Genomic DNA, 19,438 nt, shown 5'->3' on the forward strand with positions numbered 1-19,438 from the left:
AGCTAAAAAATATCGATTTTGAACGTAAATTTATAAAATTTCACACTTAAGGCTGGGGATTGATATGACCAAAACTACATATTTATCATTTCTTGTACCCCCATTCCCTTACTTTATTGAAGGGAATCTTACTACCTATAAAAAAGACCAGCGTCACCCCCAACGTTATAATTTAGGGTATTTTGATGTTATTATCATGAAGGAAGGGAGTATGTATTTAGGGGAAGAGGATGAAAAATGGAAATTGTTACCTAGGGAAGTTTTAATCCTAGAGCCTAATAAACATCATTTTCCGATTGAACCCTGTGCAGAAGGGGCTGTATTTTACTGGTTTCACTTTCAGACAAAAAACAAGTGGCTTGTCCAAAAGGAGCAAAAATCCGTGGACCCGGATCAGCCAGTTCCAACCCTGCACTATTACTCCGAAAATAACACGATTCATCTACCCAAATATCAAAAGCTTATTAACCCAAATGAGCTATATGATCAATTAGATTTACTACTAGAATCAACAGTTAAGGTCCGTTCGTTGGCTTTTTTAGAAACCCAGCAAATTTTCATGCAGGTTCTGCAAAGTCTCGAATATAATCAAAACAATCAAAGTGGTACTGTGCATTTGGCGGAACAAATTGAGATCTATTTAAAACAAAATTATAAAGAACCTATTAACAATAAAAGCTTGGCAGCTCATTTTCATGTTCATGAAAATTACTTGGCACGATGCATGAAACAGGTATTTGGTTGTACGCCTCTAGAATACTTAAATATTTATCGCATAGAACAAGGGCGACTTTTACTTTTAAAAACTGATTGGCCCTTACACCTTATTTCGGAAGAAACCGGCTTTTCACGTTTAAGCTACTTCTCCCAATGCTTTAAAAACAAATATGGTATATCTCCGGCTAACTATCGCAAACAATATTGGAAACACCCTGAAACCCCTGTCTAATATAAAGAGTCATAAAAATTATGTATCTAGATAATTATTTTTCTCAACTTATCAATACAAATCTAGCCCATGATTCATTTTTTGCTCCAATAATCAGATGTTTTATTTTTTTATCAATGGTTTGAAAGCAAACATTTAGAAAGAAAGCTTGAAAACAAAATAAAAGGATGTTCTTTTAGGCGAAAAAAAGTAAATCAGCAAAAAGGTTATTTATGTGGAATATGGATAGTACTTTCACAATCCTATAGTAGTTGTTGCCATAAAATTAAAGAAATATAGGGACTTATTTTGCAATTATTTTCTGATTTGTGGCCATTTATCCACTGACTGCAAAAGTTAATAACCATCATATTACCTACTTCCTTCTGTGCCTATTACATCTATTGAAGTGGCTTTAGGAAAATCACGTTTTTAGAATCATCATCCCTTCATCACCTAAATAAATTAGAACTTATACAAATCGGAAATACACTTATAGCTAGTCCTGATAAAATAAGAGTTTACTTTATGAACGAATATAATCAAACAGAGCGAGTAGAAACGGTAAACATATCTAATAAGTGATCAAGTAATGGAAAAGAACTTCATGGTATAAAGTGAAAAAAATGACCAGATTCAAATTAAAATGTATTATGAATAGACCAAGAAGGGATTAGATTATGATTTTAAGAATAATGAGAGCAAAGTGAAATTTAAAAGTCCTTCTTAATCATTATGAATGGCTATAAGATGAAAAGACCGTTATCATTTGGATAATGGTCTTTTTGTTTAGTTATCGTCCGTAAAAGTATACTTTTACGGACATTTACTTTGCGAACCATCTGGTTATGTTCACTGTTTACAGAGTAAGAAGGTGATTAATAGATATGAAAATTATGACCGTTCATAATGGATAAAAATTACAAATTATTTTTATTAAACAGGTTTGTGCTTTTTTTCTACCTGGAGCATGTTTTATGTAAACTAAATTTGTATATCGTATACCTGATGATGATTACTCTCCAAGCAGAATATTTTTAGTGATTGGATATTTTTGGTAGTATAAAGTGGTAAGGAGAGGGTTTTATGAAAGCAATTGTACATAGTAAAGAAAAAGGGATAGCCGGTTTAAAGTATCAAGAGGTTCCTGAAAAAAAGCCAGGTTATGGTGAGGTAAAAGTAAAACTAAAGGCAGTGGGACTGAATCGTCGGGATTTGTTTGTTATTAACAATAGGACACCAGAGGATCCCATTCTTATCCCAGGTTCTGACGGGGCAGGTATTATAGAAGAGATGGGCGAAGGAGTTTCAAATTTCACTATACATACCGAGGTTATTATTAATCCGAGTCTTGATTGGGAGTTCGCTGATGAGGTTCCTACTGTTCCCAAAATATTGGGAGGACCATCAGATGGCACTTTTTCGGAATATGTTATTATTTCATCTAAAAATGTAGTTAAGAAACCTTCCTATCTTTCTTGGGAAGAAGCAGGGGTGTTACCTCTATCCGCATTAACAGCTTATAGAGCACTCTTTACAAAAGGAAATTTGAAAAAGATCAGCATCTTCTCATACCTGGAATAGGAAGTGGTGTAGCTACTTACGCTATGTTATTTGCCAAAGCAATAGGTGCTAAAGTCAGTGTGACATCAAGAAGGGAAGAAAAAAGACAACAGGCTAGAAATTATGGAGCAGACTGTGCATTTGATAATAATACGGATTGGAATGAAAGTCTAGAAGGTGAAAAAGTTGATGTGGTATTAGATAGTATAGGTCCTGCTACGTTCCCTCATTATTTTGATGTTCTCAGCCCTAATGGTTGTATCGTAAATTTCGGGGCAAGCTCTGGAGACAAGGTAGAAATCCCTTTACGAACTTTATTTTACCCACAATTTAATATTCTAGGTACATCTATGGGTAGTCGAGAAGAGTTTGAGCAAATGATTGAATTTATAACAAAACATTCTTTAAAACCCATTATAGATAAAACCTACTCTTTATCCGAAGCTATTCTTGCCTTCAATAGAATGAATGAGGGAGAACAATTCGGGAATATCGCGTTGTTGATTGAATAAGCTTACTATTCCTTTTAGAGCTCACTTTTTATAAGTGAGCTTCTTTATTTCTGATAATCAACATTATGTGAATTGACTAATGTCTATCAAACAACGAATCAGTAATTCTTTTGTATTAGGTCTTTATATTTATTTTATTCTCAAAATTTTGTTGATAGTTTCCTATAAATGTTATAATATGTTTATTGTTGTAACATATTGAAGGGGAGGAAATTACTATGATTAACATGAAAAAGTTGTGTGTAGGTATTATGGCCTGTGGTGTGGTATTTGGGGTAAGTAATGTTACTGCACAAGCAGCACCAGCAAACGACAAAAACTGTGGTGATTTTGGCGGAGACAAACAAGCTGTTATGGATTTCTGGTACAATAACGGTTATAGTGCTACAAGCGATCCTCATGACTTAGATCGTGATAATGATGGTTTACCATGTGAGACAAGCAAAGGGGATTGGGATAATTTTGTAGCGAAGAAGGAAGCAGCTAAGAAAGAAGAAACTGCTCAAGAAACAACTAAACCAGAGGAAACAACTTCTTCAACTCCAGCTACAACCGAAGAAAAAGCAGAAGATAATATACAAACTACACCTGAACAACCCGTTCAGCAACCAACTGAAACAAAGGAACAAGGAGAAGTACTTCCTAAAACAGCTACAAATGACGTAGCTATGATGGGACTAGCAGGTCTTATGGCTGCTGCTGGCGGAGTATTAATGATGAAACGTAGAAAGAAATAATAGATATAAACTAAAAGGCAGGCTTATACCTGTCTTTTCTTTATAGAGGTGGTAGCATTGAGGCGTATTTTAGGATATATATTGATTCTAAGCGCGCTAGTATTAGGCTTAAATTCTTTTTGGAATTGGTACGAAGGAAAATCCTCAGCACAGGATTTAACAGAGGAAGAGGTTAAACAATATGTAGACTATTCAACAACTATAGACAAGCAAGAAGCAAAAACTAAGCAGGTTCCATCTTCGGAAGTAAGTCATAATAAAGGGGAGGAAGTAGCAACTCTTGTTATTCCAACTCTTGGTCAGAAATATACAGTATATTGGGGAACAGATGAGGATAGTTTGCAGAAAGGTGTAGGAATGTTTATAAGTGACTTAACAACTACACCTGATGGAAACGGTCATACCGTATTAAGTGGTCATAGAGATACAGTCTTTACAGGCTTGGATAAAGTTAATGAAGGTAATGATTTAATCGTTAAATATAATGGCCAGATATACACGTATGAAGTTAAGAAAACATGGATTGTTGATAAGGATGATCGAAGTGTAATCGTGGAGAAAGATAAACCAACTTTAACTCTTACAACTTGTTATCCGTTTCATTACGTGGGCAGTGCGCCAGAGAGATATATTATACAAGCTGAGAGAATATAATAGCCATTTGACTCTACTGGGATTAAGGAGAGAGCAAATACTTGTATTAATATGGGTTCCGGTAATATTGGATGGCATCAAGAGAAAAGAAAAAGCGTAAACTCGTTGTTACTGAACGGGTTTGCGCTCTTTTTACTTCCTCGAACATGTTTTATGTAAACTAAAAATGTAGGGAATATGTAATATAGGAATTTCATTTTTGTAAGCAGAAATAGTACTAAACATGCTATATAAAAACAAAGGGAGGAGAACCTATGAATATTTCGATTGCAAATACGATAGAGAATGTTGATTGGTCAAGGATGAGGGAAATTTATCATTCTGTAGGGTGGAAGAAACACGAGGAAGAGAAGATTAAAAGGATATTCCATCTAAGTAATGTCATAACGATTGCTTATGATGAAAATAAAATCGTAGGATTTGGAAGAGCCCTATCAGATGGAATATTTAATGCTGCTATTTATGATGTTGTGATTGAAGACATATATCAAAATAAAGGAATTGGACAACAAATTATAGGTGACCTACTTGCCCAACTCAAGGATATTTCGTGTGTTCATCTGGTTGCTACAACAGGAAATGAAGCATTTTATCGTAAAGTAGGCTTCAGTAAGATGAAAACTGGTATGGCTCGATATTTAAATGCTGCTTTAACTGAAGAATACTTGGAATAATTGATTTCCGATAATCAACATTATGGTGCGACAAGAAGTCGCTTTCTTACAGTGTAGCTAACGCTACTCATCTAGACGCAAAGATGATCTCCGTCCGAAACGGCATGCTTGGTAACGAGTCTGTCGGTTGCATGAGGAAATGCGGAAACAGAGGACAAATGCATGGTCCAGAATACTGCTAGGAGAAGATAGGTATGGTAAACGAGAGTGAAGGTTCATAAGCTTCGTAATGATTAGCTCAGGATAATGCATAGACTAGCCTGGGTCTTGGTAAGAGGAAAAGTAGAATCATAATGCTACTCTGATGCGTCCCGCATCTTGCCCGGAGTAAAGCAAATCTACTGCTTTCTATTCGCAGAGTAACACAGCAAAATAACGGCAAGCGAACACCTGGTGTAGATGGCTTTACGGCCTCAAAACCAAGCGAACGTATCAAACTATACAAACAACTAGTTAAAGGTAATGTCTTTCGACATCGTCCAAAGCCAGCAAAACGAACGTTTATCCCGAAGAAAAATGGAAAACTGAGACCTCTCGGTATCCCCACGATACGAGATCGAGTGTATCAAAACGTAGTAAAAAACGCACTCGAACCACAATGGGAGGTCAAGTTTGAACCAACTTCTTATGGTTTTCGTCCTAAACGAAGCACACACGATGCTATAAGTAATCTTTTTAATAAGCTTAACACGAATAGTAAGAAAAAGTGGGTATTTGAGGGAGATTTCTTAGGATGTTTTGACCATCTTAATCACAATTGGATAGTAGAACAAACATCTATGTTTCCAGGAAACACTCTCATCAAAAGATGGCTTAAAATGGGATACATAGAGCAGGATATGCTTCGTACGACAACAGAAGGAACCCCTCAAGGGGGTATCGTGTCTCCCCTTCTAGCTAATATCGCCTTATGCGGTATGGAAGAAGAAATTGGTATTGTCTATAAAAAGACATATAAACCAAATGGAGGATACGCAATCCACCCAAAATGTAAGATAGGACGTGTTCTCTATGCCGATGACTTCGTCATCGTAACGGAAACGAAGGAAAACGCTGAAAGTATGTATGGGAAACTCACTCCTTACTTACAAAAGCGAGGAATTACACTTAGCAAAGAGAAAACTAGAGTTACACATATTGAGAATGGGTTTGATTTTCTTGGCTTCTCGCTTCGTCAATACAAGACGGAACAAGGCAATAAGCTACTAATCAAACCTAGCAGAGACAGCATTAAAAAAGCAAAAAGTAAGATAAAAGATACGTTCGTAGTGATGAGAGGACGACCAATAAAAGAACTGATACGTGTTCTAAACCCAATTATTAGTGGTTACGGACAATATTGGAAGCACGTCGTTTCAAAAAAGGCGTTTGGATACATGGATAATTACTTATTCCTCAAAATAACAAAACATCTTAAACGGCTACATCAAAAGAAGTCGTGGAAGTGGATTACCAAACGTTATTTTAAGAAACCCAACCACGGAGGGAATGATAAGTGGATTCTGACCTGTCCACTTACTAATATCCAATTGTTAAGGATGTCCTGGATTAAGATAGAACGACATGTCATGGTAGCCTATAAAAACAGCCCGGATGATCCTAGTCTAAGAGAGTATTGGGAAAAGCGAGACCGTAAGGTCTTTAATAGTGAAAATAAATTAGATAGGATGAAACTCGCAAGAAAACAAGGATATCGTTGTGCATTGTGTAAGCAGACTCTACAAAATGGAGAAAAAGTTACAGTGCGAAACCTCGAGGTTTCTACAGGTAAATTTGCAGAATTAGTACATGTACCATGTATTAAATAAGTTGTTCGGATAAAAAGAAGGCTTGAGCCGTATGACGGGAAATCTGTCACGTACGGTTCTTAGGGGGGCGGGTGCTCGTGAGAGTGCCTGCCTACCCGACTTAAATTGTTTTCTATCTCCTCTATATAGTATAAAAAGACATTTGAAACGGAGAAAACTAATTTTGTTTCTAACTCGTCTAACAATTGAGGAGCAGGAGATGTTGCGATATTATACATTAAGCACATTTCTTATTTAGTTAGGAGGAGAGAAATCATTAGTACTCGAAAAGAAAGTGAGCCCATTATTTTAACCATTCTCTTAATAATAGCTTCTATTCTTATCTTTTTTATTTCTAGATTATTTCCAAATGCAAATTTGACCATTAGTATTCTTCTATATCTTGTTATAGATATTGGTTTTATTTTGGCTTTAGTTTTAGGTATAAAAACCAAAAATTCTAGTGTAGTTTGGTTCAGTATTATATCTAATGGAATATTATTTGTTTTATTATCCACTTTTATCTTTTTATTAGCCTTGGCAAATGGAATATCTGAAGCATAGCTTGCTTTTGTCTTAATACTTAATAAAGAGAGAAGAACTTTAAGCTGATAGCTAAAAGTTCTTCTCTCTTTCAGTTTCTATAGGTTCTTATAATATAGGTTATGGTGCGACAAGAAGTCGCTTTTATATAGTGTGGCTCACGCCACTGGTTTAGACGCAAAAACTATCCCCGTCCAAAACTGCGGGCCTGGTAACGGGTTCGTGGGTTGCATGCGGAAATGCGGAAACAGAGAGTCAGTGCACGACTCGGAACACTGCTAGGGGAAGATGAGTATGGTGAACGGAAGTGAAGGTTTGTAAGCTTCGTAAATGTTAGCTCAAGATAGTGCACAGGTTTGCTTGGGTATTGGCAAGAGGAAAAGCAGATTCATAATGCTGCTGTGATGCGTCCCGCATCTTGCCCGGAGTAAAGAACCCACCTAACCTCGTCGTATCTATAAGATGCGGAACTTGGTAAGCTCTATGTCATCTGCATAAGCAGTAGGATGACTGCAAAGTCAAACGATGTGGCAGAGGGTAAAGGATACGAGAGAAAGCGAATGCCATTATCTCGAAAGAGAACAGGAAAGCAGGAAACTGTATAACTGAATGGATACTATCGTCCTTACGGACAAACCCATGGTAGGCCCGAAAGGGGGCTGACTTCTCGTTGGTCTCTCGTAGGCACATAAGGTTGTGGCTATCTTCTGACGAAAGAAACGTACTGTTATGTATACCTCCATTTGGAGCGTCGGCGTACGTTTTGCTTGCCTCTATGGTATGTGATGAGGATACGACAGCAAATGGACCTGCGATGGGAGGCTTGAGCCGATGTGTCTTGAAAGGGACTTGCACGGTTCTTAGGGGAGGAGGGGGCAGTGATGCCCCTAACTTACCCGACTGAACTTGAAATGAATCCCTTATACATAATGTTTTATAATACAACAAAATTATAAAAGATAGATAAAAAGCCCATGAACTCAATAATTCACAGGCTTTGTTCCGACGATTAAAAATATTTCTGAAAGAGGGAATCCCAAGCTTCTAGAGCCTTTTGTTTAAGCAATGTTTGTTTCATATGAGTAAGTTTATAAACTGTATAATCTGGAGGAGAATGTGTAAGCTCATAAATTTTATAGTTTCCACTTTTAATGGCTTCATTAGCTATGTACTTTGGAACAATCGCCCATTGCATTGAATCTTTTAGAAGATATAGAAGTAAATGAGTACTGTCTAATTTTATTCGTGAAATGGATAAAGGATCCCACCAGTAATCATGCCAAGATTGATATTCAAGCCCCCAAGGCATGAAAAATTCGTAATCAGGATTTAATTCTTTAGGATGAAGCTTTTCTGAACTATAACCACTCTCATCTGAAGGTCGAATAACAACCATGGGTGATGTAAAGCACTTTTCCACTTTTACATTTGGGTGAACCCTTTCTCTAAGAGAGTAAGCTACGTCGATATGTCTTTTTTCAATTTCTGAATATAGATGATAAGAATGTAATGTATGAATCTGAAGTTTTACTAAAGGCTGGTGGTTCGTTAAATTTCTAAAGACTCTAGGTAGCATAAATGTATTGATACTATCAACGGCACCAAGGTTTAGGGATAATCTTGGCCCTTGAGTTTTTAGTAGGTGCGCTTCTTGTTCTAAACGACTCCATTCCTCTGCTAATTTATAAAATTCCTCACCTAAAGGAGTTAAAATGATTTGTTTTATACCCTTTCCACGTTCAATTAATTGAATCCCAAATTCTTTTTCAAGTACCTTTATTCGCTGACTAACGGTAGTTTGTGCTACATGTAATTCCTCTGCTGCAGCACTAATAGTCTTTGAGCGAACAACTGCAAGAAATGTTTCAATTGAATTAGAATGAAAATCCATTAGTTCGCCTCCAAATAGCAATATTTATGGTATTAAATAGCTAATTAATTAGTTTTACAAAGTCATCTTCTATATTTAATATAAAGTTAATTAATTACTCTGTCTAATAGAAAGGGAGGAAAGAATATTGGGTTGTAAAGTTATTTATTTTGAAAAAGTGTTTACTGCAACACGTGAAATCATCAATACATATAAAAGTGTAGATACGGAGGTTAACTACTGGGTAGATTTAAATGATGAAAAAAAAGAACAAGCGTTACGTGAGGCAAACTATCTCATTACAGCATCTTATCCTATTACGAGAGAGTTATTAGAAAAAGCTCCTAATGTAAAGTTAATTCAAAAGACTGGGAGTGGGGTTGATAACATTGACTTGAAAGCTGCTGCTGAATTTGGAATTCAAGTAGCTAGTACACCAGGAGCAAATTCAAATAGTGTGGTCGAGTTGACTATCGGAATGATTATAGGTCTGTATAGAAAACTTCATTTCCTAGATCGATTAACTAAAAATGGAGAATGGAAAATGTGGGAATATCGAACAGCAATGTTTGAAATGAATGGTAAAACTCATGGAGTCATTGGTATAGGAAACATAGGTAAAAAAGTGGCCCAACTGTCAACAGCTTTTGGAACAAATGTTGTTTATTATGATGTAAATAGATTGTCAATGGAAGAGGAAAAAGAGTTAGGGATAACTTATGTTACGTTTGATAGTTTATTATCTCAATCAGATATTATAAGTCTCCATATCCCTTTAATACCACAGACAAGAAATTTAATTAGTGATAAAGAATTGAGCTTAATGAAGTCTACAGCCATTTTAGTTAATGTAGCAAGAGGCAATATCATCGATGAACAATCACTTGCGGAATCACTGAAATGTAATCGCTTACTAGGTGCAGCACTCGATACATGGGCAGCTGAGCCGATCAATTCAGATAATCCATTATTACAACTTGATAATGTACTTGCTACTCCTCATATCGCAGGAGGAACCAGGGATGTATTAGAAACTGTACTGCGTTTATCCTTTGAAAACATAAGAAAAATAGAAGAAGGGGATATAGCCGATAATTTAGTACAAGTAGTTTCAGAATCTGTTTAACTTCTAGTAAATCAAATATAAAAAATAATAGAAATTTCGTTTGTTTCTTATTTCATAAAGTGAGGGGATAATATTGTCGAACGTAGGATTTAGAATTATTCAATATAATAATCGAGTAGATCAAGAGATTATAGAAGGATTTAAGGGGGTTGCGACCCCTAATATTGGGGATGTAATGGGACGTATGTATGCTATGGATCATTCTATTAAAAGTGTAAATAAGCCAGGCATTCATATTGTTGGAAGCGCTTTAACTGTTCGTACTCATCCTTCCGATAATTTAATGGTTCATAAAGCAATGGATATGGCGCAGCCGGGGGATATCATTGTTGTCGATGCTTGTGGGGACATGGGGAATGCAATTTTAGGCGAGCTCATGTGCCATTATGCGAAAACGAAGGGGATTATCGGTTACATTGTTGATGGACCAATCCGCGATCTATATAGCATTGCGGAAATGAAATTTCCTGTTTTCGCTAAAGGGGGAACCCCTCGTGGTCCTTATAAAGAGGGGCCTGGTGAAATTAACACAGTTATTAGCTGTGGAAATGTTGCCGTAAGTCCCGGGGATATAATAGTCGCGGATGATGATGGCATTGTAGTCATTCCAAAGGGAGATGCTGAAGATGTTCTTAGAAAAGCTCAAGACATCCAAACGAAAGAGAAAATGGTTATTGAATCCATTTATAATGGAAATTGGGATCGTACATGGGTAGATGAAACGTTAAAGAGAAAAGGATGCGAAGTTATTGAAGAATACTCTTATCGCGAAAAGTAAACAAGTTTATTTTACCTGTGACTAAGGGATTTCAGAAAAGTAAAAGAAAATTAAAGATTAATAATTGGAAGCAATAACCCAAATCACTGAGGTACACCAAGAATATATCTTAAAAATGGGATGGGGGGAAGGATATAATGAAAGAGTCGCCACAGAAAAAGACACGTTTTCGCTGGGTAGTCATATTAATAATTTTTATAACTTATATGATTGCCGGGGCAGATAGGGCCAACATCAGTGTTGTTATTCCCTATTTTCAGAAGGAATTTGAGTTAAGTAATACAGATATTGGGGCAATGGCTAGTCTCTTTTACATTGGATATGCTATTATCCAGATTCCATCTGGATTTATCTATAGTAAGTTTGGAACACGTAAGATATTCACTTTCTCTATGATCGTTACTTCGGTTGCCACATTCTTTATAGGAACGGCTAGCTCGGCTCTCCAACTTAAAATTGGACGAGTATTACTAGGGATTGCAGAAGGACCACTTCCAGTTGGGATTATTTCGACTATTAATCGATGGTTCCCTGGAAAGGAAAAGGGAACTGCGACCGGAATTTATATGTCCGCCATGAAGTTTGCTCCAGCAATTGTTCCTCCGTTGTGTGCATATATTATCTACGCTTTTGGCTGGCGTGAAGTTTTCTATATATTTGCTATTCCAGGGATTATCTTTGCTCTATTTTGGCTCTGGTTAGTAAAAGATAACCCGGAAGAAAGTCCGTACTGTTCAAAAGAGGAAGTAAAGTATATTAAGTCTGAAGAACACTCAAATATCGATGTGAAAGTCAAAAAAAATAAGAAAAAATACTCCATGAAGTCGGTAGATAAACTTATTCGTGCCAAGAAAGTGAACTCCCTTGACACGAGTAAAAAGATTTTTCTTTCATGGAATATATGGGGGTGTACGCTCGGGTACTTTTTCATGGTTGGGATTGTTTACGCGATTATGACATGGATACCTACTTACTTGGTAGACGTTAAGAAGTATTCAATTATGGAGATGGGATTCGTGGCTTCAGCCCCGTGGATAGGTGCTATATTAGGAAACTTAATTGGTGGATGGCTTTCAGATAATATCTTTGATAAACGCCGAAAACCTCTTATGATAGTGACTGCAGCATCAACCATTTTCAGTATGTATGCATTATTGTATGCCCCAAATAATCCTATGTTTCTAAGTATTCTTCTCATTATAACTGGGATTTTGTTAAATTTAGGATACTCAACATTTTTAGCGTACCCTATGGGGATTACATCCAAGGAAAAATTACCACTTGCAGCTTCCATCGTTAATACTGGTGGTTCGTTAGGTGGGGCTTTTGCTCCATTCGTAGTAGGTTTAATTTTAGATAAATTTAATTGGGATATGGTATTTACATTCTTATCAGCTAGCTCTTTAATAACTTTCATCCTTCTCTTCACTATTATTGAACCAAGGGAAAAAATTGAATCAATGGTTGAAAAGGAAGGTTATGAAAAAGTCACCTTTTGATTAAGTTAGATATAAAATAAAAGAGGATAATTGGATTCTAATTTAAACATAGAAATTCCCCCAGACAGAGATAAAGATATAAAGTTGAATATGAAAGCAATTTTCTAAAAAGAAAAAGCTCAAACTCGTTGTAATTCAATGAGTTTGAGCTTTTATTACTTCCTAGAATGCGTGTTATGTAAACTAAAAATGAATATTGTATATACACGCATTTTATATAATCTTATAAAAAAACAATTCCTTTTTATTCTGATTTTTCACAAGAAAAATAATAGCCTAAGTTCAAGGTACTCATCTCTACAACGGGTTGACCACCTATATTAAAACATCCCTCTGAGAATTCATTAATTTCTTTGTTATTAAAATAGCTTTCAGAGAAGATAAGGGAGCTTGCTATAACTACTGTAAAAGGAAGAATAATAGACAGTCTTTGTCCTATAGTTAGTTTTTTTAACTTCATTAAAACTCACCTTCTTTCTCTTTTATTTTACTACATTTACCAATGTATTTATATATTTATTAAATAAGGGAAGCAGGAGGAAATAACAAGGGGTTTTATCTAAACTAAGATTGTGTATTGCATATATTCATTAACAATAATTGTAACAGTAAGGATATGAATGTTGAAACGAAAATGATAAAGAAACGTATAAAGAGAAGAAAAGAGAAAAGGGGGAAATATACATATGGCTTGTTGTAACCATTGTAACTATAAATGGAAAGCAAAAAATATATGGTTACTTAGTCTTTCTAAAAAGGGGAGAGAATGTCCTAACTGTAAAACAAGACAATTTATCTCACTTAAAGGAAAGGAGCCCTTAATTGGGCTAGGATATTTAAGTGGAATTGTTGCAATACTTTTCATCGTCCTTTTTCCGTTTTTGGCAAGATTATCGGATGATGATGAAACAATGTTATAAAGGTGGGGATAATATGTTTACAGCAGGTATTAAGGTTATAAAAACAGAGGATGAATTAATTATTAAATGGCAGCTATCTGAAGTTAAAATTCCTTTAGAAGATATTATTGAAGTTATTGAGGATGAAACCTATGGAGGTCAATCACCGGATAGCATACGTATAGGAACCCCCTATGGAACAACTGATCGAATTATAATTAGGACTAAGCAACATAATTATTTACTGTTTACTACCAATAAATTTACGATATTAAAAGAGATTAATTCCTAAATAAATGTTCTTAACTTTTATTAACGTATCCTACTATAAAAACACAGATGTTCTGTAACATCTGTGTTTTTAATGCCAGTAAAATGTACTATGTTAATTAAAGTTAGATACTACATATAATATAACTATTTACAATATATATACAATTATGTTAATGTATACAAAATCAAACGCGATGAAGAGAAGAGTAAATAAACTAAATTCTACACAGAGAACCCTGGTAGCTGAAAAAGGGTTAGAATTTTTTTATTGAAGCAAGCCTCTGAGCAGCACATTGGAACCTATTATAGAGGGGATAGTGTGACGGGTGCTCCCGTTACAGAGCTAGGGTATAGATAATTGAATTGTACCTGACAAGATTAATATGGCGACATATTAATAAACTGGGGTGGCACCGCGATTTAAAATCTCGCCCCCAAGACTTACATGTCTTGGGGGTGGGATTTTTTTATTTGGTTTTGGAATTTTGTTGCAAAATCTGATGCTATTTTAGGAGGGATTTGAATTGAGACTTCAAAAATCATTAGAAACTTGGCGCTATCCGTCTATCTTATTGTTTAGTATTGGTATTTCGAGTGTGGGAAGTTGGATTTACTTTATAGCTTTAAATCTTATTGTTCTTAACCTGACCGAATCAGCCCTTGCTGTATCTGGTTTGTATATCATAAGAGCTTTATCTACCCTTTTTACGAATATTTGGTCTGGTAGTCTTATCGATCGTTTAAATAAGAAGTATCTCATGATTACATTAGATATTGCTCAAAGCATATTCATTGTATTGCTTCCTTTCTTCTCCTCTTTGGGATTGACTTATGGAATGGTCTTTATCATTACCATAGCTAGTTCGATGTACCACTCCACTTCGATCACGTATATCACAAAATTGATACCTATGAGACAAAGGAAGCGCTTTAATTCACTTCGTAGTTTACTTGACTCTGGAGCTTTCGTGACTGGTCCAGCTATAGCAGGAATGATGTTTACGTTAGGTTCGCCTAATATGGCTATCTATATCAATGCAGGAGCTTTATTATTATCTGCCCTCATCACAATGAGAATGCCAAATGTTGAATCTACTGTAAAAGTAGAAAAAAGTACAGAGACAACGAGGATATCTTTCAAGTTATTAAAAGATGATTGGAAACTCGTGATTAGATTCAGTCGTCAGTACGTATACATCATGGCAGTCTATCTCTTATTCAGCATGATGATTGTAATGATGACAGCTACAGATTCGTTAGAAGCAGCTTTCGCTACTAAGGTGCTGTCTTTAACCGAAGGTGAATATGGAGTTTTAGTAAGTATCGCTGGAGCAGGTGTGTTAGTTGGTTCTTTACTGAATGCCATAATAGTCGAAAAGATACCGACATCTTGGATGATTGGAATGGGATCTATTATAACAGCAGGTGGGTATGTTCTTTTATCAGCTTCTCATACGTTTCTTATAGCAGCTGTAGGTTTTTTTACTTTATCCTTTGCTACAGCCTTTGCTAATACAGGCTTCTATACCTTTTACCAAAACAATATACCTGTTGATGTTATGGGGAGAATCGTAAGTTTGTATGGATTCATAGAAGCTTTTCTGATCATTATCTTTACTGTCATTTTTGGTATCTCAGCTGAGTTGATTTCGATACGATTCGTTGTAGTTTCAGGTGCGTGTATTATGTTACTAGTATCCATTGCCCTATTTATTTGCAATGTTCAACCATCTAAGGACAAACTCTATACTCATTCACCTGAACTTAAAGATTCACTTTAATAAAATGAGTTTTGTTAGGTTTAAAGTTTTAACAGATACAAAACAAAAAGGGTCTTTGCTTAAAGATCCTTTTATTTCTTATAATTTATTTTATGTTGACTATGAATACATACGATATACACCTCTAGATAGCTCCTGAAATCGACTATAAATGGTCCACCTAATTTCAAAGGTTTTCCTTACATTTTGTAGAATTCTTTTTAGAAATGGAGGGAAAGAGGGTGTGAACTCTAAGGTGCATACACCGTTAGATAAGGGATTAAATTATGTTTTAGAAAATGGAACGGATCTAGAGAAATGGCATGCAAAGCAACTTTTAAATATAAAGGAAGAACTTCCACCTCATTGGGCATCCAAACAGAATCCTGGTGGGGGTTGGAACAGTAAGGAATTTAATAACACAGTTTCTAATATGGGAAGCACGAGTGTCACTCTTATGAGATTGATATTCTTCAAGTTACAACATCTCGATGAAATGAATATGACCGTAGATTTTTTATGGAATACTCAACAAAATGATGGCCGTTGGGGCGAAAACCCGAAACAGTATAAAGATAATCCACCTGAGTGGAATAAACCAGGAGACTTAAAAGTGGAGGTATGGGAAACAGCTAATAATCTGGCTTCTCTGAGTGCACTTGGTTACACCAACGATAGGAGGGTTATAAAAGGAATTGAATGGGTTGAATCAAAAGAAATAGAGTCTGGACGATTCCCTGGATATATACATACAACTCATGCCATGGCTGCTGTTAAATTTCTACAAGAAGAGTATGAAGCTAGTGAAAAATATATAGAACAATCTCATCACTTTCTGGAACAAAATAAGCATAAAGATTGGTTTGATATTATGGATGTAACTTGGCCTTTAATGTTATGGTCAAATGCTCGAATGTCTCCTAAACACCCCACTGTAGAAACTTATCTCTCTGAATTAATTTCAAGAAGAAATGAAGACGGGATTTGGCGAAGCATCTATCCAAATTGTGATACTCAATATACCATTGAAGCCATTTCTCTATTACGAAACTATAGAGAATAAAAGAACAAGTCTAACGCTCAAAAGACAGTATCTATTCACTGGTGCTGTCTTTTAAATTTATAAGGAGCTTATTATTGAATTTTGGATAATCAACACTACGGTAACTATCTTTGATATGGTCCACTGTTGCTATGATAGTAAATCACTATAAGTATTTACTTGTTTTTTAAAAATTAGTCAGTTATACTGATTATATATTTAACTGATTAATGTAAGGAGGTGAGGACTTAGATGAATAAGTGGAATCAATCTTATGGTTTTTTACTTGGAAAGTCTCTTCAACAAATGGAAAATAAGTTTGCTGAAGGACTGGTTCCTTTTAACATCAATTCAAGACAATATGGCGTTCTTTTATTTATTGAAGAAAACCCATACTCTTCTCAAAAAGACATATCTGACAACCTACAAATTGATCGAACGACGATGGTCAGTCATATTGATCATTTGGAAACGTTAGGATTTGTGGAGAGAACCAAGAACCCTAATGACCGAAGATCTTATAGTCTTTTAATTACGGAAAAAGGAAAGGAAGTACTGAATTCACGTTGGGAATTTCTAACCGATGTAGAATCAGAAGTTTTAACGCCTTTAAATCAGCAAGAAAGACAATTGCTGAAAGATTTTTTGATTAGAATTTGGAAGTCACTATAGAAAATAGGAGGTTATACCAAATGAACGCACTGGATTATTTTAATGCACGTCTTCAAGCGACTATAAGCCCCATGGATTACATAAAAGCAAAGGAAATGAATCCGGAACGATATTTTTTAATTGATGTTAGGAATGGTCCTGCTCATGTAAGAAATGTAACCATTAAGGATTCCCATATCATACCCGAACAAGAATTAGCCAACCGTTTAGGTGAAATTCCTAAAGACAAAGAGATTATTGTGTATTGTTGGGATGTTTGGTGCAATACAGCAGCTAAAGTTGCCAAATCTTTATTGGAACAAGGATATGACGTGAAAGAGTTAACAGGTGGAATTGCAGCATGGAAGGAAATGAACTTTCCAGTTTCAACTTCCACTCCGGATAATCCCTTATCCAATCATTGTGGGTGTTGATTTACGTGGAAAAAAATATAAGGTATTGGGTTGGAGTGGCTTCTCGCGACCATGTAATGAAGGGCGTTCAAGGTGGTTTTGCTCAACTTTGTCATGGTAAGGAAGCTCCTTTAAAAAAGATGAAGACGGGCGATTGGATCATTTATTATTCTCCAAAGGTACAGCTTAATGAAAGTACTCCGTATCAAAAATTTACGGCTTTAGGACGAGTTGTTGACGATCATATCTTTCAATTTGATATGGGAAATGATTTTATACCCTTCCGAAGAAAGATAGATTTTATGGAGTGTACAGATACATCTATTCATCCTTTAATTCCAGAGCTCTCTTTCATTAAAAATAAGAAGTATTGGGGTTATTCGTTTCGATTTGGCCATTTAGAAATAAGTGAAGATGATTTTAAAGTCATCAAAGAAGAAATGACAGAGATGAAAGGAGATTAGACTGTTCTAATCTTCTTTTAACTTTTTGGGAATGCATTAGTAATACGGACAATTTTATAGCTTCATGTACATATACGGTTATATAGTTGAACCCTTGTTAAAGGTAAGACAAGGGCGGTTGTGGTAGGTGTGGGGGCGTTTTCCATTTCGAAAGAAAGCTTGAAAAGAGAATAAAAAGATGTTCTTTTAAGGGAAAAAGAAATAAACTAGCAACAAGGGGATTTATGGCAAATGTGGAGGTTACTCCCACACCCCTATAGTAGTTGTTGTTATAAAAAAAAAAGACGAGGCTATATTTTGCATTTATCTTTTCATTTACAGGTAATCCTCCACTGAATGTAAAATTGAAGCCCTCTAGTGCTCATTATTTCAATTGAATTTATATATCCACCTTAAAATTAAGCGAGTTTCTACCATATTAATAATATAATCATTTAATATATATAATCTAGGGGAGAAGACATGAACAAACATTGTTGTGACAATATGGAATATCATGCAAACTTTAAGTGTGACATTCATAAAACGCCATTTGAGTGTCCTGATCATCTCATTTTATTTGATGACAAGCATAATGACTATGGATTAATTGTTCATGATGGTGGTTCATCCACTATTGAAATGTCTTTTTGTCCATGGTGTGGTAAGAAATTATAAAATTACTATACATAATAACTCTAGTATGTTGTGATATACCTAAGTAGAAGAGAGCAAGTTCGTTATCATTAACCGAACTTGCTCTCTTTTACTTCCTGTAAGGGGTGTTATGTGAACTAAAATCTATTTGGTATTTATTATTCACTAACTAGCTGTTCTTCCTCAATATCCGGTAGCAAGGGACGATGGGATACGGAAGATGAAAATATAATAGATGTTGTTACTTGACCATAAGGAATGAGTTTATCTACTAGATTCTCTAATTGATGCATAGACGCCACTGCCGTTTTCATAAAATAACTATTTGTTCCTGTAACCCGGTGACACTCTAAAATATCTTTCTCGTTTCTTATTTTATCTTCAAAATCCCGACACTTACATTTTAAACTTCCAATCTGAATAATGGCCTGTACACCTTTTCCGATGGCTTCTGGGGATATACGTGTAGTAAATCTCTCGATTACTCCACTTTCTTGAAGTCGTCTTAATCGTTCATTTACGCTAGGACGACTAAGATGTAGCTCTTTAGACAATTGGATAATGGTCATTCTACTGTCTTCTTGGAGAAGTTTAAGGATTTTATAATCAATATAGTCCATTTTTCCACC

The 19,438-nt window shown here is 35.5% G+C and carries 17 protein-coding genes, 2 pseudogenes and 1 other annotated feature; of the genes and pseudogenes, 16 read left to right on the forward strand and 3 right to left on the reverse strand.

Annotated elements, in window-relative coordinates; translation table 11 throughout:
- The first annotated feature begins 64 nt into the window (after positions 1 to 64).
- The 6 genes and pseudogenes from ACK3CR_RS10700 to ltrA all read left to right on the forward strand — a co-directional run.
- Positions 65 to 949 (forward strand): helix-turn-helix transcriptional regulator, encoded by an 885-nt coding sequence (locus ACK3CR_RS10700; protein ID WP_488975350.1) that lies wholly within the window; start codon positions 65 to 67, stop codon positions 947 to 949.
- Between the two features lie 1,065 nt (positions 950 to 2,014).
- A pseudogene (locus tag ACK3CR_RS10705) lies at positions 2,015 to 3,003 on the forward strand (zinc-binding dehydrogenase).
- Between the two features lie 218 nt (positions 3,004 to 3,221).
- On the forward strand, positions 3,222 to 3,740 hold the full coding sequence (locus ACK3CR_RS10710) for an LPXTG cell wall anchor domain-containing protein (protein WP_488975351.1): 519 nt from the start codon (positions 3,222 to 3,224) through the stop codon (positions 3,738 to 3,740).
- Between the two features lie 48 nt (positions 3,741 to 3,788).
- Complete coding sequence (locus tag ACK3CR_RS10715) at positions 3,789 to 4,394, forward strand: class D sortase (RefSeq protein WP_488975352.1); 606 nt, start codon at positions 3,789 to 3,791, stop codon at positions 4,392 to 4,394.
- Between the two features lie 254 nt (positions 4,395 to 4,648).
- Positions 4,649 to 5,068, forward strand: a complete 420-nt coding sequence (locus ACK3CR_RS10720; RefSeq protein ID WP_488975353.1) for a GNAT family N-acetyltransferase — start codon at positions 4,649 to 4,651, stop codon at positions 5,066 to 5,068.
- Between the two features lie 317 nt (positions 5,069 to 5,385).
- Positions 5,386 to 6,876: pseudogene (ltrA, locus tag ACK3CR_RS10725) on the forward strand (group II intron reverse transcriptase/maturase); the annotation flags it as partial.
- A gap of 1,531 nt (positions 6,877 to 8,407) precedes the next feature.
- Here ltrA and ACK3CR_RS10730 read toward each other — a convergent pair.
- Positions 8,408 to 9,289 (reverse strand): LysR family transcriptional regulator, encoded by an 882-nt coding sequence (locus ACK3CR_RS10730; protein ID WP_488975354.1) that lies wholly within the window; start codon positions 9,287 to 9,289, stop codon positions 8,408 to 8,410.
- A gap of 127 nt (positions 9,290 to 9,416) precedes the next feature.
- On the opposite strand from ACK3CR_RS10730, the gene ACK3CR_RS10735 reads away from it, so the two are divergent.
- The 3 genes from ACK3CR_RS10735 (at position 9,417) to ACK3CR_RS10745 (ending at position 12,671) form a co-directional block, all read left to right on the forward strand.
- On the forward strand, positions 9,417 to 10,394 hold the full coding sequence (locus ACK3CR_RS10735; protein WP_488975355.1) for a 2-hydroxyacid dehydrogenase: 978 nt from the start codon (positions 9,417 to 9,419) through the stop codon (positions 10,392 to 10,394).
- Positions 10,395 to 10,467: 73 nt separating this feature from the next.
- On the forward strand, positions 10,468 to 11,172 hold the full coding sequence (locus tag ACK3CR_RS10740) for an RraA family protein (protein ID WP_488975356.1): 705 nt from the start codon (positions 10,468 to 10,470) through the stop codon (positions 11,170 to 11,172).
- Between the two features lie 137 nt (positions 11,173 to 11,309).
- Complete coding sequence (locus ACK3CR_RS10745; protein ID WP_488975357.1) at positions 11,310 to 12,671, forward strand: MFS transporter; 1,362 nt, start codon at positions 11,310 to 11,312, stop codon at positions 12,669 to 12,671.
- A gap of 244 nt (positions 12,672 to 12,915) precedes the next feature.
- On the opposite strand, the gene ACK3CR_RS10750 is transcribed toward ACK3CR_RS10745, so the two are convergent.
- On the reverse strand, positions 12,916 to 13,131 hold the full coding sequence (locus tag ACK3CR_RS10750; protein ID WP_328125083.1) for a hypothetical protein: 216 nt from the start codon (positions 13,129 to 13,131) through the stop codon (positions 12,916 to 12,918).
- Between the two features lie 473 nt (positions 13,132 to 13,604).
- Between ACK3CR_RS10750 and ACK3CR_RS10755 the strand changes: the two genes are divergently transcribed.
- From ACK3CR_RS10755 to ACK3CR_RS10785, 7 genes are all read left to right on the forward strand, one after another.
- Positions 13,605 to 13,862, forward strand: a complete 258-nt coding sequence (locus ACK3CR_RS10755; protein WP_040060095.1) for a SunI/YnzG family protein — start codon at positions 13,605 to 13,607, stop codon at positions 13,860 to 13,862.
- Positions 13,863 to 14,028: 166 nt separating this feature from the next.
- Positions 14,029 to 14,282 (forward strand) — a binding site (T-box leader).
- Positions 14,283 to 14,367: 85 nt separating this feature from the next.
- Positions 14,368 to 15,624: an MFS transporter gene (locus tag ACK3CR_RS10760; protein WP_488975358.1), complete on the forward strand. Its 1,257-nt coding sequence runs from the start codon at positions 14,368 to 14,370 to the stop codon at positions 15,622 to 15,624.
- A gap of 223 nt (positions 15,625 to 15,847) precedes the next feature.
- Positions 15,848 to 16,666 carry a prenyltransferase/squalene oxidase repeat-containing protein gene (locus ACK3CR_RS10765; protein WP_488975359.1) on the forward strand — a complete coding sequence of 273 codons (819 nt, stop codon included), beginning with the start codon at positions 15,848 to 15,850 and terminating at the stop codon, positions 16,664 to 16,666.
- A 231-nt stretch (positions 16,667 to 16,897) separates the two neighbouring features.
- Complete coding sequence (locus tag ACK3CR_RS10770; protein ID WP_328125086.1) at positions 16,898 to 17,317, forward strand: MarR family winged helix-turn-helix transcriptional regulator; 420 nt, start codon at positions 16,898 to 16,900, stop codon at positions 17,315 to 17,317.
- Between the two features lie 20 nt (positions 17,318 to 17,337).
- The gene (locus ACK3CR_RS10775; RefSeq protein ID WP_328125087.1) at positions 17,338 to 17,730 is read left to right on the forward strand and encodes a rhodanese-like domain-containing protein; all 393 of its coding nucleotides are present in this window, start codon (positions 17,338 to 17,340) and stop codon (positions 17,728 to 17,730) included.
- Between the two features lie 5 nt (positions 17,731 to 17,735).
- Positions 17,736 to 18,173, forward strand: coding sequence for an EVE domain-containing protein (locus ACK3CR_RS10780; RefSeq protein WP_328125088.1), 438 nt, complete (start codon positions 17,736 to 17,738; stop codon positions 18,171 to 18,173).
- A 462-nt stretch (positions 18,174 to 18,635) separates the two neighbouring features.
- Positions 18,636 to 18,830 carry a DUF6980 family protein gene (locus ACK3CR_RS10785; RefSeq protein WP_085119259.1) on the forward strand — a complete coding sequence of 65 codons (195 nt, stop codon included), beginning with the start codon at positions 18,636 to 18,638 and terminating at the stop codon, positions 18,828 to 18,830.
- 137 nt (positions 18,831 to 18,967) lie between these two features.
- Here ACK3CR_RS10785 and ACK3CR_RS10790 read toward each other — a convergent pair whose 3' ends face one another.
- On the reverse strand, positions 18,968 to 19,429 hold the full coding sequence (locus ACK3CR_RS10790; protein WP_488975360.1) for an Lrp/AsnC family transcriptional regulator: 462 nt from the start codon (positions 19,427 to 19,429) through the stop codon (positions 18,968 to 18,970).
- Positions 19,430 to 19,438 lie beyond the last annotated feature (9 nt).

Source organism: Priestia sp. TRM10 (assembly GCF_057808375.1).

What these genes read in the sequence shown, in the direction of transcription:
- ACK3CR_RS10745 (WP_488975357.1), top strand. Translation starts at nt 11,310, where the DNA reads ATGAAAGAGTCGCCACAGAAAAAGACACGTTTTCGCTGGGTAGTCATA.
- ACK3CR_RS10750 (WP_328125083.1), bottom strand. Translation starts at nt 13,131, where the DNA reads ATGAAGTTAAAAAAACTAACTATAGGACAAAGACTGTCTATTATTCTT.
- ACK3CR_RS10700 (WP_488975350.1), top strand. Translation starts at nt 65, where the DNA reads ATGACCAAAACTACATATTTATCATTTCTTGTACCCCCATTCCCTTAC.
- ACK3CR_RS10730 (WP_488975354.1), bottom strand. Translation starts at nt 9,289, where the DNA reads ATGGATTTTCATTCTAATTCAATTGAAACATTTCTTGCAGTTGTTCGC.
- ACK3CR_RS10775 (WP_328125087.1), top strand. Translation starts at nt 17,338, where the DNA reads ATGAACGCACTGGATTATTTTAATGCACGTCTTCAAGCGACTATAAGC.
- ACK3CR_RS10790 (WP_488975360.1), bottom strand. Translation starts at nt 19,429, where the DNA reads ATGGACTATATTGATTATAAAATCCTTAAACTTCTCCAAGAAGACAGT.
- ACK3CR_RS10720 (WP_488975353.1), top strand. Translation starts at nt 4,649, where the DNA reads ATGAATATTTCGATTGCAAATACGATAGAGAATGTTGATTGGTCAAGG.
- ACK3CR_RS10785 (WP_085119259.1), top strand. Translation starts at nt 18,636, where the DNA reads ATGAACAAACATTGTTGTGACAATATGGAATATCATGCAAACTTTAAG.
- ACK3CR_RS10770 (WP_328125086.1), top strand. Translation starts at nt 16,898, where the DNA reads ATGAATAAGTGGAATCAATCTTATGGTTTTTTACTTGGAAAGTCTCTT.
- ACK3CR_RS10710 (WP_488975351.1), top strand. Translation starts at nt 3,222, where the DNA reads ATGATTAACATGAAAAAGTTGTGTGTAGGTATTATGGCCTGTGGTGTG.
- ACK3CR_RS10755 (WP_040060095.1), top strand. Translation starts at nt 13,605, where the DNA reads ATGTTTACAGCAGGTATTAAGGTTATAAAAACAGAGGATGAATTAATT.